The 14,385-nt window shown below is 67.9% G+C and carries 12 protein-coding genes; 5 read left to right on the top strand and 7 right to left on the bottom strand.

All coding sequences use genetic code 11. The features are described from left to right. Positions 1 to 5: 5 nt before the first annotated feature. Together EJC49_RS07590 and EJC49_RS07585 are read right to left on the bottom strand one after the other, a co-directional pair. Positions 6 to 554, bottom strand: a complete 549-nt coding sequence (locus tag EJC49_RS07590; protein WP_126698903.1) for a TRAP transporter small permease — start codon at positions 552 to 554, stop codon at positions 6 to 8. 304 nt (positions 555 to 858) lie between these two features. Continuing rightward, positions 859 to 1,812 carry a sialic acid TRAP transporter substrate-binding protein SiaP gene (locus EJC49_RS07585; protein WP_126698955.1) on the bottom strand — a complete coding sequence of 318 codons (954 nt, stop codon included), beginning with the start codon at positions 1,810 to 1,812 and terminating at the stop codon, positions 859 to 861. Between the two features lie 379 nt (positions 1,813 to 2,191). Between EJC49_RS07585 and fumC the strand changes: the two genes are divergently transcribed. Then, positions 2,192 to 3,592: a class II fumarate hydratase gene (fumC, locus tag EJC49_RS07580; RefSeq protein ID WP_126698901.1), complete on the top strand. Its 1,401-nt coding sequence runs from the start codon at positions 2,192 to 2,194 to the stop codon at positions 3,590 to 3,592. A gap of 102 nt (positions 3,593 to 3,694) precedes the next feature. Here the strand turns inward: fumC and EJC49_RS07575 are convergent, their stop codons facing one another. Next, complete coding sequence (locus EJC49_RS07575) at positions 3,695 to 4,849, bottom strand: IS4 family transposase (RefSeq protein WP_126698899.1); 1,155 nt, start codon at positions 4,847 to 4,849, stop codon at positions 3,695 to 3,697. A 351-nt stretch (positions 4,850 to 5,200) separates the two neighbouring features. On the opposite strand from EJC49_RS07575, the gene EJC49_RS07570 reads away from it, so the two are divergent. After that, a complete protein-coding gene (locus EJC49_RS07570) occupies positions 5,201 to 5,599 on the top strand; it encodes a DoxX family protein (protein WP_126698897.1) in 399 nt (132 codons plus the stop codon). A gap of 89 nt (positions 5,600 to 5,688) precedes the next feature. On the opposite strand, the gene EJC49_RS07565 is transcribed toward EJC49_RS07570, so the two are convergent. The 4 genes from EJC49_RS07565 to hisS form a co-directional block, all read right to left on the bottom strand. Continuing rightward, positions 5,689 to 7,413, bottom strand: a complete 1,725-nt coding sequence (locus EJC49_RS07565) for an AMP-binding protein (protein ID WP_126698895.1) — start codon at positions 7,411 to 7,413, stop codon at positions 5,689 to 5,691. Between the two features lie 115 nt (positions 7,414 to 7,528). Then, the gene (gene hisG, locus EJC49_RS07560; RefSeq protein WP_126698893.1) at positions 7,529 to 8,230 is read right to left on the bottom strand and encodes an ATP phosphoribosyltransferase; all 702 of its coding nucleotides are present in this window, start codon (positions 8,228 to 8,230) and stop codon (positions 7,529 to 7,531) included. 190 nt (positions 8,231 to 8,420) lie between these two features. Further along, entirely contained in the window at positions 8,421 to 9,536 is a 1,116-nt protein-coding gene (locus tag EJC49_RS07555) for an ATP phosphoribosyltransferase regulatory subunit (RefSeq protein WP_126698891.1), read from the bottom strand. Positions 9,537 to 9,864: 328 nt separating this feature from the next. Then, positions 9,865 to 11,364, bottom strand: coding sequence for a histidine--tRNA ligase (gene hisS, locus EJC49_RS07550; RefSeq protein WP_126698889.1), 1,500 nt, complete (start codon positions 11,362 to 11,364; stop codon positions 9,865 to 9,867). 284 nt (positions 11,365 to 11,648) lie between these two features. On the opposite strand from hisS, the gene EJC49_RS07545 reads away from it, so the two are divergent. The 3 genes from EJC49_RS07545 to EJC49_RS07535 form a co-directional block, all read left to right on the top strand. Continuing rightward, complete coding sequence (locus EJC49_RS07545) at positions 11,649 to 11,858, top strand: hypothetical protein (RefSeq protein ID WP_126698887.1); 210 nt, start codon at positions 11,649 to 11,651, stop codon at positions 11,856 to 11,858. A 5-nt stretch (positions 11,859 to 11,863) separates the two neighbouring features. Further along, positions 11,864 to 12,043, top strand: coding sequence for a hypothetical protein (locus EJC49_RS07540; RefSeq protein WP_126698885.1), 180 nt, complete (start codon positions 11,864 to 11,866; stop codon positions 12,041 to 12,043). 145 nt (positions 12,044 to 12,188) lie between these two features. Then, positions 12,189 to 14,385: methyl-accepting chemotaxis protein (locus EJC49_RS07535; protein WP_126698883.1), on the top strand; the 2,197-nt coding region annotated here is incomplete at its 3' end.

The following is a 14,385-nucleotide window of genomic DNA, read 5'->3' as shown; positions in this document are numbered from 1 at the left end:
CCGCTCTAGAGGGTTGGGCCGGTCGCGGCGAACCGCTCCGGATCGACGAGACGGCTGGTGCCGGTGCGCAGGTGGCGCACGAGGACCACCGCGCCATAGACGGTCATGGCGGCAAAGCAGGCCGCGACCGCCCAGTAGACGATCGATTTCGGCAGGTCGATCGCGCCCATCATCTGCTGGGTGCGCTGCGCCAGCGTCACGCAAAGCCAGGCCGTGATGCCGTAGAAGGCAAGCGCCACCAGATCGACGGCGATCTGCAAGGCAAACCGCGCCCGCCGGGGCAGCCAGCGGTAGACCAGTTCGACGGCGATATGACTTTCCTTGCGAACCGCCGTGACCGCCCCCACGAAGGTGACCCCGATCAGGAGGTAGCGGGCGATTTCCTCGGTCCAGCCCAGCGAATTGTTGAGCACGTAGCGCGTGAAGAACTGCAGGAACACCACGACGGCCAAGGTCCAGAAAACAAGGAACACGATGGCGTCCTGCGGCTGGAGATCGTCCAGCCGCTCGCTCTCGTCCACCTCAACGCCGGTTTCGGTCGGGTTTTGCCGCATATTGATCTCCGCAAAGGAAGCCGGGCGACGCAGGACGGCGCCGCAAGCAATCTGCCAGGCATGTCCCCGGCCGCAGGACGGGGACATGCGAGAAGGCAAGGGGTCTGCAAGCGCCATGGATCCGGATCGGCCGTGACGCGCACGAAAGCGCGCGCATCGGCCGGACGCATCGCAGCAAACCCATCCCCGATGGCCGCAGCCGCATGACGACCGGAAACCGGAGCCCGGTCTCCGGCTGATCACGAACGGCGGCCTTGCGACCACCGACGCGGGACGTCGGCGGCCGAAGGGGCCTGCGTGCAGCCTACTGGATGGCCTGCAAGGTATCGTAGGTGGCCTGATCCCAGGTTGCGTCCGGCCCGTTGTGCAGGGTCATCGTCGCCTCGCGGAACGGCCCCCGATCAACCTCGCGAACGTCCACGCCCTCGTCGCGGAACCACTGGACGAGGCTCTTCTCGGATTCGATGATCTGCCCGGTCGCGCAATCCGACGTCTCGTCGAGCACCGCCTCGAGAGCCTGCTGATCGGCCGCGTCCATGGCGTTCCAGGCCGGGCCGCCGACGATCGTCAGCAACGCGTCGGTGATGTGGCCCGTGAGGTTGATGTGCTTCTGCACCTCGTGGAACTTCTTGGCCTGGATGGTGGGCAGCGGGTTCTCCTGCGCGTCCACCGTTCCCTGTTGCAGCGCGAGATAGACTTCGGCGAAGGCGATCGGCGTCGGGTTGGCGCCCGCTGCCTTGGGGAACATCATGTAGAGCGGCGCATCCGGCACTCGGATCTTCAGGCCCTTCAGATCCTCCGGCTTGTCGATCGGCACGTTGGACGTCACATGGCGCTCGCCGTAATAGGTCATCGAGGTGATGTGGTTGCCGGTGGCGCTCTTGTAGCCGTCGGCAAGCTGCGTGAAGAGATCGGAGTTGCGATACTTGTCCCAGTGATCGTAGTCACGGAACATGAACGGCGCGCCGCCGATGGCAATCGGACCGTAGGAGCGCCCGGCGAACAGCTGGCCGGTGTAGATGATGTCGACGGTGCCCAGCCCGAGCCCTTCGTTGATGTCGGATTCCTTGCCGAGCGAGGAAGCCGGGAAGACCTCAACCGAATAGCGTCCGTCCGTCGCCGCCTTCAGCTTGTCGGAGGCGGCGACCGCACAGGTGTGATAGGGCTCGCTCACCTCATAGACATGCGCCCACTTGAGCGCGGTCTCGGCAAAGGCGGGCGCCGCGCCCGCAAGGCAAACGGCGGCGGTGCTGGCCATGGCGACCAGGATTTTGTTGGTTTTCAAGACTGTCTCCTCCCGAGAGAACTGTTGAAGGCGCGGCTCCTCCCGCCCCTTGTTCCTGTTTTTTGTGGGCAATGTCCCGATCTTTGCCGGGTGTCGCTCCTCCTTTTCTTCGATCCTCGAAAAGAGTATCGGCAGGATGGACGAGGAAATCAAGCGAAGGCGTGGATTGCCTTGCAGGGGTTGCCCGGTCACCACGCCGAGAGGCGCCACCCGGCCCCGCCCCAGCGAAGCGAACTCAAGCACTTGGCCGCGTGAATTGAATCGATTTGACAGGAGTCCACCGGCAATCTGCGCTTGAAGCGCATCCGCCTGCACGCTACCCCCTCGCTCACATCGTCCCCAGGAGCCCGCCATGACCGACGCCCGCGCCACCCGCACCGAGACCGACACGTTCGGGCCGATCGAAGTCGCCACAGACCGCTACTGGGGCGCGCAGGCGCAGCGATCACTGGGCAATTTCAAGATCGGCTGGGAAAAGCAGCCGCTCTCGGTCGTGCGCGCGCTGGGCATCGTCAAGCAGGCGGCCGCCGAAGCCAACATGGCGCTCGGCCGGCTCGACCCCACGATCGGCGAAACGATCGTGAAGGCTGCGCAGGAGGTGATCGACGGCAAGCTCGACCAGCATTTCCCGCTGGTGGTCTGGCAGACCGGGTCCGGCACCCAGTCCAACATGAACGCCAACGAGGTGATCTCCAACCGCGCCATCGAGATGCTTGGCGGCGTGATGGGCTCCAAGAAGCCGGTGCACCCCAACGATCACGTCAACATGAGCCAGTCGTCGAACGACACCTATCCGACGGCCATGCACGTGGCCTGCGCCGAGCGGATCGTGCACGACCTGCTGCCGGCGCTGAAGCACCTGCATGCCGCGCTCGACGAGAAGGCCAAGGCCTTCGACCACATCGTCAAGATCGGCCGCACCCACACGCAGGACGCAACCCCGCTGACGCTCGGCCAGGAGTTCTCCGGCTATGCCGCGCAGGTCGCATCGTCCATCAGGCGCATCGAACTGACGCTGCCGGGCCTTTGCGAACTGGCCCAGGGCGGCACGGCGGTCGGCACCGGCCTCAATGCCCCCATCGGTTTCGCGGAAAAGGTGGCCGAGCGCATCGCCGCCATCACCGGCCTGCCCTTCGTGACCGCGCCCAACAAGTTCGAGTCGCTGGCCGCGCACGACTCCATGGTGTTCAGCCACGGCGCCATCAACGCCGCAGCGGCGGCCCTGTTCAAGATTGCCAACGACATCCGCTTCCTGGGCTCCGGCCCGCGTTCGGGCCTGGGCGAACTGTCGCTGCCAGAGAACGAGCCCGGCTCGTCGATCATGCCCGGCAAGGTGAACCCCACCCAGTCGGAAGCGCTGACGCAGGTCTGCGTGCAGGTGTTCGGCAACAATGCCGCCATCACCTTCGCCGGCAGCCAGGGCCATTTCGAGCTGAACGTCTACAATCCGCTGATGGCCTACAACTTCCTCCAGTCGGTGCAGCTGTTGTCGGATGCCGCGCGCTCCTTCACCGACAATTGCGTGACGGGCATCGAAGCGCGCGAGGACAACATCAAGGCGGCGCTGGAACGTTCGCTGATGCTGGTCACCGCGCTGGCGCCGACGATCGGCTACGACGCGGCGGCAAAAATCGCCAAGACGGCGCACAAAAACGGCACCACGCTGCGCGAGGAGGCCTTGGCGACCGGCCTGGTGACGGCCGAAGATTACGACCGCATCGTCCGGCCGGAACTGATGACGCAGCCGGGGTGAGGATCGGGCAAGACGGGGATGGCTTGCTTTGGTTCGGCGCACGCGCCGGCCATCGTGCCCTTGCGCGGCGTCATCCTCGGGCTCGTCCCACTGCTGTCCGGTTCAGCTTTGCAGGAAAGCGAAGCTGATCTGGTTGGGATTTGGCCTCGGCGGGTTTGGCGGTGTGGTGAGTTCGTCGATGGGTCTGCGGTGCATGAGATTGAGGCGGACGAGGCGTGCGAAGGTCAGCGGTCTTGCGACGGCCTTCTGTGCGGCATGGGCGGCGCGCAGGACCAGATAGGCGATGAGGGCCACGAAGAGCTGGATGCGGATGGCGTTCTCGGAGGTTCCCAGGAAGCGGGCGATCTTGAGGTTCTGCTTGATCCATTTGAAGAAGAGCTCGATCTGCCAGCGCGCCTCGTAGAAGTCTGCGATGTCCTGCGCGGGCGCGTCGAGATCGTTGGTGACGAGGCGGATGATCTTGCCGATGGAGATGCGCACGGTCAGTTCGCGCACCGGGGCGGCGAAGGGATTGCGCCGCGATGCGGCCATGCGCTGCGGCAGGAAGCCGATGCGGTCGGACAGCACGTCGGAGCCTTCCGGCAAGGCGAGTCGCTGCGCCGCCTCGATCGTGGTGTGGACCTTCAGACGGGTGACGAAGCGGCAGCCCTGTGCGTCGAGCCGCGCCCACCAGCCATAATCATAGTAAGCGAGATCAAACACATAGGTCATTCCGGGGGTGATCGGAAGCGTCTTGGCGGGTGTGACGTCGGCGACCTTCTGGTCGGTGATCTCGGCGCTGAGCGGAGCCTGCACGGCCAGGTCGTAGGCGATGTGCAGCTTCACCGCGCGGCGGCCGTTCTGCGCGCTCAGCCAGCCGGCGCTCGCGCCGCCGAGTTCGATCCGCGTGGCGTCGAGCAGGCAGGCGGCGTCGGCCAGATGGCGGCGCGTGTTGCGGCAGGCCGTCCTGGCCATGTGGGCGAACAGCTCGGCGAAGACCTGCCACGACCGCTTCGCATTGGCGTCCGCCAGCGTCGAGCGCGCGGCGGGGCTGGCTCCCAGATGATAGAGCCGGCTGGCGTGGCTTGCCAGGCCCGCCTCGATCTCGCGCAGGCTGGCTGCGCCGGACAACTGGCCAAACAGCAGCGCCAGCAACTGGCTCTTCGTGTCCAGCCGCCGAACCCGCCTGTCGGTTCGGTGCTTTTCCACCAGAGCGTCGAACACGCACCAAGGAATGTGCTTCTGAAGGCTGTGAAAAACGCTATTGTCGTGCCGCATGACATTGCTCCCTGCTCGTGTCCAAACGCCGCGAAACGTCTGAAACCGAGTAGAATCAATGTCATGCACCTTGTCCAGATACTTAAACCGGACAGCAGTGGGACAAGCCCGAGGATCCACATTCGCCTGTCAACCACCCTCGTCGTCGGTGAGAATTTGTGGCACATGGCCCTCCGGTTGGCAGATCCTCGGGACAAGCCCGAGGATGACGGGCGATGCACGAGGTCTACCATCTACGACACCCCGCCATCGTTCAACAATAGTGAACGTACAGTCGGCTGAGGCGCTGCTATCGGTTTCCGCCATTCGGCGTATGGTCCGGGCGAACTCAATCCTCCCGGAGACCTCCCAATGTCCAACAGCGTCATCCTCCTCATCGGCCGCATCCTCCTCTCGGTCATGTTCATCATGTCGGGCCTGCAGAAGTTCGGCGGCATCGAAGGCACCGCCGGCTACATCGGCTCGGTCGGCCTGCCGGCCGCCACCGCCCTCGCCTGGCTCGCCGCGATCTTCGAGACCGTCGCCGGCATCGCCATCCTCGTCGGCTTCCAGACGAAGATCGCCGCCCTCCTGCTCGCCGGCTTCTGCGTCTTCGCCGGCTACGTCTTCCACTTCCAGCCGGAAGACCAGATGCAGATGATCTCCTTCATGAAGAACCTGACCATCGCGGGCGGCTTCCTCGCCCTCTACGTCTCCGGCCCCGGCGCGCTGTCGCTCGACGCCCGCGGCGGCAAGCTCGCCACGGCCTGACCTCCAGTCTTCCGCGCGCAGCGACGAAGGCCCGGCTTTCCCAAGCCGGGCCTTCTTCGCATTCGCGGAAAGCGACGGGTCGCGGCGGCTCAGGCCGTCTTCAGCTCGGCGATGCCGAGTTCGCCCACCATCTCGTCGCGCATGACGAACTTCTGCGGCTTGCCCGTCACCGTCATCGGCAGCGAGGGGCGGATGCGGACGTAGCGCGGGATCTTGTAGTGCGCGATCTGGCCGCGGCAGAATTCGCGGATCTCCTCCTCGCTGGGCGCCTCGCCGGCCGGCACGATCCAGGCGCAGACCTCCTCGCCGTAGCGCGCGTCCGGCACCCCGAACACCTGCACCTCGCGCACCTTGGGATGGCGGTAGAGGAACTCCTCCACCTCGCGCGGATAGACGTTCTCGCCGCCGCGGATGATCATGTCCTTCACCCGGCCGACGATGTTGCAATAGCCTTCGGCATCGATCGTGGCGAGGTCGCCGGTGTGCATCCAGCCTTCCTCGTCGATCGCCTCGGCGGTCTTTTCCGCCTCGTCCCAATAGCCCTTCATCACCGAATAGCCGCGCGTGCACAATTCGCCGCGCTCGCCCGGCGGCACCGTGCGGCCCTCGGCGTCCACCACCTTGACCTCGACATGCGGATGGACGCGCCCCACGGTCGAGACGCGTTTTTCCAGCGGGTCGTCGACATGGCTCTGGAAGGACACCGGGCTCGTCTCCGTCATGCCGTAGGCGATGGTCACCTCGCGCATGTTCATCTGGCTCTGCACCTTCTTCATCACCTCGATCGGGCACGGCGCGCCGGCCATGATGCCGGTGCGCAACGAGGAGAGGTCGAAGCCCGCAAAGCCCGGGTGGTCGAGCATGGCCACGAACATGGTCGGCACGCCGTAGAGCGCCGTGCAGCGCTCGGCCGCCACGGCAGACAGCGTCGCCTCCGGATCGAAACCCTCGCCCGGAAAGACCATCGCGGCGCCCTTGGTGACGCAGCCGAGCGTGCCCATCACCATGCCGAAGCAATGGTAGAGGGGCACGGGAATGCAGAGCCGGTCCTGCTCCGTCAGGTTCATCGCCGCGGTGACGAAATGCGCGTTGTTGAGGATGTTGGAATGCGTGAGCGTCGCGCCCTTGGGCGCGCCGGTGGTGCCGGAGGTGAACTGGATGTTGATCGCCTCGTCGCGGTCGAGACTGGCCGTGATGGCATCGAGCCGCGCACGCTCCCTTGCCGTGCCGAGCCCGGCCACGTCGTCGAAACGGATCATCCCCGGCGACGACGCCTCGCCCATGCGGATGACGAACTGGAGGTGCGGCAACCTTGCCGCCTGGAGTTCGCCGGGCTTCGACGTCGCCAGTTCCGGCGCGAGCTCGGCCACCATGCCGAGATAATCGGAACTCTTGAAGCTCGCCGCCGTCACCAGCGCCCGGCATCCGACCTTGTTCAGCGCATATTCGAGCTCGTAGAGCCGGTAGGCCGGATTGATGTTGACCATCACCAGCCCGATCCGCGCCGTGGCGAACTGTGTCAGCAGCCATTCCCAGCGATTGGGCGACCAGATGCCGATGCGGTCGCCCTTCTCGAGCCCGAGCGCCAGCAGCCCGGCGGCGAGGTCGTCGACCGCGGTGGCGAACTCGGACCAGGTGACGCGCACGCCCTGCGCCGGAAACACCGCCGCCGGCCGGTCGGGAAACCGCGCGACCGTCCTGGCCAGCGCCTGCGGGATCGTTTCCTCCAGCAAGGGCCGGCCGCGGTCGCCGGATACGTGCGACAAGCCGTCGATGGGCGCGAGCGAATGCGGCGCGCCGGCGTCAGTGGTCATGGATGATCCTCCCGATGGTCCGTCCCCGGCGGCCGCGTCGGCGCCCGCCGGACTCTTTCAGGCAAGTGTATCAGGCGCCAACGCCGGTGCAATCGGACAGGCGGCGCGGCGCGCTCTATGCCACCGCCTCGCGCACGCGCCGGCAGACCTCCGCCAGCAGCGCGGCGTCGGCGGCCGGTCGCTCCCGTTTCGCCGCGACGAGGCAGGCCTGCGACTTCAGGATCACGCCGTCGTCGAGAATGCGCAGGTGATTGGCCCTGAGCGTCGAGCCGGTGGTGGTGATGTCGACGATGACGTCGGCCGAGCCGGCAGCCGGGGCGCCCTCGGTGGCGCCGAGGCTTTCGACGATGCGATAGACCTGGATGCCGTGCATCTGCGAGAAGAACTGCTGCGTCATGCGCCAGTATTTCGTGGCGATCCGCAGCCGCCGCCCGTGGCGCTGGCGGAACTCGGCCGCCACGTCGTCGAGGTCGGCCATGGTGGCGACGTCGAGCCAGATGTCGGGCACCGCCACCACCACGTCGGCGTGACCGAAGCCGAGCGGTGCCGCGATCTCCACCTTCGCGTCCCAGTCGGCCAGCGTCTCGCGCACGAGGTCTTCGCCGGTGACGCCGCAATCGACGTTGCCCTGGCCGAGTTCGCTGGCGATCTCGGAGGCGGAGAGGAACGCCACCTCGATGTCGTCGCGCCCGCCGATCCTGGCGCGGTAGCGCCGCTGGTCGGCCGGCTCCTCGACGGGCAGTCCCGCCTTGGCGAAGACCTCCAGCGCCTGCTCGCGCAGCCGGCCCTTCGACGGCAGGGCGATGGTGATGCTCATGGGCGTCGCTCCGCCGTGGCCGCGCAGGCGGCAGCAGCGCAACCGTATTGAGCGTCGCTACCCCCACCCCTCACCCCTCCCCACAAGGGGGAGGGAGGGCGCCAGCGTCTCGCGTCCCCCTCCCCCTTGTGGGGAGGGGTGAGGGGTGGGGGTAGCGGCTCGGAACGCCGGCTCAGCCGTTCAGCAATCATCACGCCCCTCCCCTGAGCGCTTCGACCCGGTCGAGCCAGACCGAGAAGCCGACGCCGGGGATCGGCGATTTCGCGCCGAGCAGCGTCAAGAGCCGGTCGTAGCGGCCGCCGCCGACCAGCGTGCGCGGCGCCCCCGCGGCCGCGATCTCGAAGACGAGGCCGGTGTAGTAGTCGAGCGGACGGCCGAAAGCCGCGTCATAGGTGATGGCGCCGGCCGGCAGGCCGTGCCCTGCCACCGCCTGCGCGCGCGCCGAAAACCGCTCCAGCGCAGTCCCCAGGGAGACGCCCGCACTGGCGGCGAAGCCTTCCAGCACGTCGGCCGCCGTGTCGAGCGGCGCGCGGATGGCGAGGAACGCCTTCAGCGCCGAGAACGCTTCGGCCGAGAGCCGCACGCTTCGAAGTTCGGCCTTCTCGATCAGCCGCCGCGCGATCTCGTCCGGCGTGCGGCCGAGCGTCGGCGACAGGCCGGTCTCGGCCATCCCCTCGGCGATCTGCGCCGCCAGCGCCTCGCGGTCGCCATCGGCGACGAGTTCGGCGACCCGGGCCGGCAGCACCGAGGCCTTCGGCGGGTTGGCGAGGTCGGCGAGCGCCGCTTCCAGCTGTTCGGCCGAGCCGAAGGCCCGCGCCAGCCGCATGCGCCAGCCGCGCGGCAGGCCGAGCGCGGCCAGCACCGCCTCGAACACCGACTGGTCGCCGAGCGTCACGTTGAGCGCGCGGCCGGGCAGCGACAGCGACAGCAGCGCATGCGCATCCGCCACCGAGCGCGCGTCGGCCATGGCGGCGTCGGTCTCGCCCAGATCCTCGATCCCGGCCTGGAAAAACTCGTTGCCGCCCTCGCGCCGCTGCCGGAACACCTCGCCCAGATAGGCGTAGCGGCGCGGCGTGCCGGCCTGGCTGGCGATGTGGTCGAGGCAGACCGGAATGGTGAACTCCGGCCGCAGGCAGAGTGCTGCCCCCGTCTCGCTCTCGGTGAGAAAGATGCGGCGACGCAGATCCTCGCCCGCCATGTCGAGAAACGGGTCCGCCGGCTGGATCACCGGCACGTCGACCATGTCGGCCCCCCGCGCGGCGAAGAGGGCGACGAGATCGGGGGCGATGGCGGGAAAGCGGGTCATGGGCGGGCCTGGGGCGGAGAAAGTTGCGCCTCGCGACGCGCGCGCAACAAGGGCGCGAATCCGGAACGGAGATGCCGCGTTCCTTCGCGCCCCCCTCTGCCTGCCGGCATCTCCCCCACGAGGGGGGAGATCACTCTCTCCGCCGACCTCGCCAATCGCCAGCGTTGCAAGATGAGCGCAGACGCTGGAACTGCCGATCTCCCCCCCTGTGGGGGGTCCGAAGGACGGGCGAGACGAGTGGCTCGCCCCGCCCGGCAGGGCAGAGGGGGGCGCCGTAGAGCGCCGCCCTTGCCTGCAAAGGCCGGATCCAAAGCAACGCCAATCGCCCTCACCGACCGCCCCGCTCCGCCGCCTGCGCCGCGATGATGCCGCGCACGGTCGCCACCAGCTCGCTCTCCAAAACCTCCACCTGCGCCGGCCGGCCCTCGCGCCATTCGGCATTGTCGGTGATCGTCTCGGCCATCCGCGCGCCCTCGACGAGGTCCTTGATCTGGACGACGCCCTTGGCGCGCTCGTCGCCGCCCTGGATGACGACGCACGGAGCCCCCCGTCTGTCGGCGTATTTCATCTGCGGCTTCATGCCCGAGCCGCCGAGATACATTTCCGCCCTGATGCCGGCGGCGCGCAGCTCGCCCACCATCTTCTGGTACTTGCCGAGGCTTTCGGTGTCGCGGTCCATGACCAGCACCACCACCGGGCCGGGCACGTCGGCCGTCTGCAGCTTGCCGAGGTTCTTCAGGGCCGTCATCAGCCGCGAGACGCCGATCGAAAAGCCCGTCGCCGGCACCGGCTCGCCGCGGAAGCGCGACACCAGCCCGTCATAGCGCCCGCCGCCGCCCACCGACCCGAAGCGCACGATCTGCCCGTCCTCGTTGGGGATCTCGGCCAGCAGCTCGGCCTCGTAGACCGGGCCGGTGTAGTATTCGAGGCCGCGGACGACGGAGGGGTCGATGCGGATGCGATCGGGTCCGTAGCCAGCGGCGCGAACTAATTCCTCGATCGCAATCAATTCACCCTGGCCAGCGGCAAATGTCTCGCCGGCCGGATAGAGACTATCATCCTTGATGCTGCTCGGAATACCTAGCTGGAACAGGACAGTTTCGCTCTGCCCCTCATCCAGCCCCGCGCCCTTCGTAAAGTCCCCCTCGCCTTCCTTGCCGCCGTCCCAACGCCCGGCCCCGAGCAGCAGCCTCACGCCCTCCGGCCCGAACTTGTCCAGCTTGTCGATGGCCCGCAGCACGGTCAGCCGGCGCCCGGCATTCTCGTCTCCGCCGAGGCCTATCGCCTCCAGAACCCCATCCAGAACCTTCCGGTTGTTCACCCGGATGACGTAGTCGCCGCGCGCGATGCCCAGCGCCTCCATCACGTCGGCCATCATCATCGCCATCTCGGCGTCGGCGGCCACGCCCGGCGTGCCGACGGTGTCGGCGTCGAACTGCATGAACTGGCGGAAGCGGCCCGGCCCCGGCTTTTCGTTGCGGAAAACCCAGCCCTGGCGGTAGCTGCGGAACGGCTTCGGCAGCTTCTCGAAGTTCTCCGCCACGTAGCGGGCGAGCGGCGCGGTGAGGTCGTAGCGCAGCGACAGCCACTGTTCGTCGTCGTCCTGGAAGGAGAACACACCCTCGTTCGGCCGGTCCTGGTCGGGCAGGAATTTTCCCAGCGCATCGGTGTATTCGATCATCGGCTGCTCGACCGGCTCGAAGCCGTAGAGCTCGTAGACGGCGCGGATCTTCGCGCACATCTCGTCCACGGCGCGGATGTCGGCCGCCTGCCGGTCGACGAAGCCGCGCGGCATGCGCGCTTTCATCTTTTCGCTCTTTCCGGTCATTTCCGTCGCATTTCCGGCCGGTTCGCGCCTGCCCCCGGCCCTCGAGAACAATCCTGCGCGCGTGTAGCCGATGGGACCCGAAGCGGCAAGGGTGAGGCTTCCCTGCAACACCACGCGGCGCGTGAACCGCTGCCCCGAAGCCGCCCAGATCGCGCCCAAATTGCGCCTTGGCCGCTGAACATCTTCCTCCCCGTGTGAAATTCTTCGCCGCGCGTCCTGCGGCCGGAGACTAGGCAGACGACCGAGAGGAACGGGACGCGGATCCCGGCGCGACACAGATGGACATGACGCAGCACGAACCCACGGCCCCGATGCGGGGACATCCGGGCGGCCTCAAGCCGGCCGGCACCCAGGAGGCGAGCCGCCCGCACCGCGCCGATGGCGAGATGCGCGGCGCCACGCTGACGCTCGTGATCGCGCTCTATCCGCTGGTCGGCTCGGTGACGGTGGTGATCGCCGCGCTGCTTCTGGCGGGCGGAGCGCTGGCGGGATGACCGGCATGCGCGACCATCACCCTCATCCGAGCGACGGCCCGGCGCTGGACGGCTTCGGCCTGCGCGCGGCGGTCGTCGTCGCCGTCGTCACGATCGGAACGGCTGCCCTGCTGCTCGGCTTCGGCGGCTGGGGGCCGGACCTGTGCTCGGCGCTGCGCGCCGGCTACCCGCTCTGCGCGCTTTGAAGCGGGATGCATCGGCGCGGCGAGGACGTGGCCGCGCCACGCGCCGTTGAGGGCTTTTTTTTAACTGTTCTGCTCCAATGATTTGAGGGGAAACCTTCATGCTGCCTCGCGACCCGCGGGGCGGCAGCGTCATTCGGGGAACAGCATGGCCTTTCGCGCGATCTCGATTCGCAGCACCTTGTTTGGACTGGCGATCCTGCCACTCACCATCATCGCCCTGATGGGTGGCTACCTGGCCTGGAAAACCCACAGCGAATATGTCGACCTGCGGCAGGCCATGCCGGTCAAGGAACTCGCCGAAGCGGGTTCGCAGCTGGCTCTCGCCCTGCCCGCCGAAGCCCTGTCGAACCCCCAGACACGCGCCGCCGCGCGCACCCGCACCGATGCCGTCTTCAAGCAGGTGCTGGAGGCGCACCAGGCGCTGGTGGAGAGCGGCCAGAGCGACCCGGTGATCGAGGAGACGATGGCCGTGATCCGCGACGGCATCGACAAGGTCGCGCCGCACCGCATTCGCGTCGATACCGACAAGGCGACCTTCAACGAGGCGCTGTACATCCTCCAGCCGGTCTCGGCGGCCGGCCTGAAGCTGATGGACCGGGCCGGCGCCATCGTCGCCGATCTGGAGCTCGCGCGTTTCGTCGCCGGTTTCCACGCCCTCATGCAGACGAACGACGCGGCCCTGATCGAGAACAATCTCGGCCTCATGTTCCTGCGCGGCGAAACCCTGCCGGCGCCTGCCTTCTCCTACATGGTTCATTCGCGCAGCCTGACCGACATCCACCGCCCGGCCCTGACGGATTTCCTGCCGGCCGACATCACCGCCGCAATCCGCGCCTTCGAGGCGGGCGCCAATGGCGAAACCATGAAGGCGGCACGCCAGGACATTCTGCGCAACGACCAGGCCGGGCGCACGAGCAGCATCACCGTCGACCAGTGGACCCAGGCGAAGCAGGCCCAGTACCCGGTTCTTCGCGCCGCGATCGACCAGTCGACCTCGGCGCTCGATACGCTCGCCAGAACCCGCCTGGAGGAGGCCCGCGCGGCCTTCGTGTTCTATGTCGGCCTCACCCTCGCCGTCGTGCTCGTGGTGTCGGCGCTGTGCGTCCTGGCGGTTCGCAACATCAGCGGCTCGATCCGCGGCATCGCCGGCCGCATGCATGCGCTGGCGGAGGGCGACGTGCAGAACCCGATCCCGCTGCAGGATCGCGGCGACGAGATCGGCGAGATGGCGCGTTCGGTGGAGATCTTCCGCCAGGCCGCGCTGCGCAACCTGCACCTCGAAGCCGAGAATGCGCGCCAGCGCGAGGCGGCCGACCGCGAGCGCGAGGCCATGCAGGCGCAGGCCGAAGCCGACGCCGAGCAGCGCCTGAACCAGGCGACGGGGTCTCTCGCGGCCAGCCTGCGGCGCCTCGCGGCGGGCGACCTCATGTGCGACATCGAGGAACGGTTCGCCGAACGCTTCGAGCCGCTTCGCAACGACTTCAACACCTCCATGCGCCAGCTGCGCGCGGCGATGGCCGATGCCGCGCGGTCGGCGTCCATCGTCGGCGGCGGCTCCAACGAGATCTCGCAGGCCTCGGGCAACCTCGCCCGCCGCACCGAACAGCAGGCCGCGGCACTGGAAGAGACCGCGGCCGCGCTCGACCAGGTGACCGCCAACGTCACCGCCACCTCGCGGCGCACCGCCGAGGCGCGCGACCTCGTGCGCTCCACCCGCGAACGGGCCGAGCAGTCCAGCACCGTCGTGCGCAACGCGGTCGGGGCCATGGAACGCATCGACCAGTCGGCGCGGCAGATCACGCAGATCATCGGCGTCATCGACGAGATCGCCTTCCAGACCAGCCTTCTGGCGCTCAACGCCGGCGTCGAGGCCGCGCGCGCCGGTGACGCGGGCCGCGGCTTCGCGGTGGTCGCCCAGGAGGTTCGCGCGCTCGCGCAGCGCTCGGCGGAGGCTGCCAAGGAGATCAAGGGCCTGATCTCGAACTCCGAACGCACCGTCGGCGAAGGCGTCCAGCTCGTCACCGACGCGGGCGGCAGCATCTCGGCGATCGAGGAACTCATGCGGTCGATCGACGCCCACATGGACGCGATCGCCAGCGCGGCGTCGGACCAGTCCTCCAGCCTGGCCGAAGTGAACATCGCCATGAACGACATGGACAAGAACACCCAGCAGAACGCCGCCATGGTGCAGGAGGTCAGCGCATCCGGCGACGAACTGCGCCTGGAAAGCGCGCGCCTCGCCGAAATGCTCGGCCGCTTCCGCACCGGCAGCGGCGCCGGCGACCTGAGGCAGGCCGCCCAGGCCATGCGGGCGCCGACCGCCCAGCCGGCCCAGCAAGCCG

It is taken from the genome of Aquibium carbonis, assembly GCF_003970795.1.
GTDB classification, from domain to species: domain Bacteria; phylum Pseudomonadota; class Alphaproteobacteria; order Rhizobiales; family Rhizobiaceae; genus Aquibium; species Aquibium carbonis.
The sequence above is the reverse complement of the archived record's forward strand: the minus strand, read 5'-3'. Positions and strand labels throughout refer to the sequence as shown.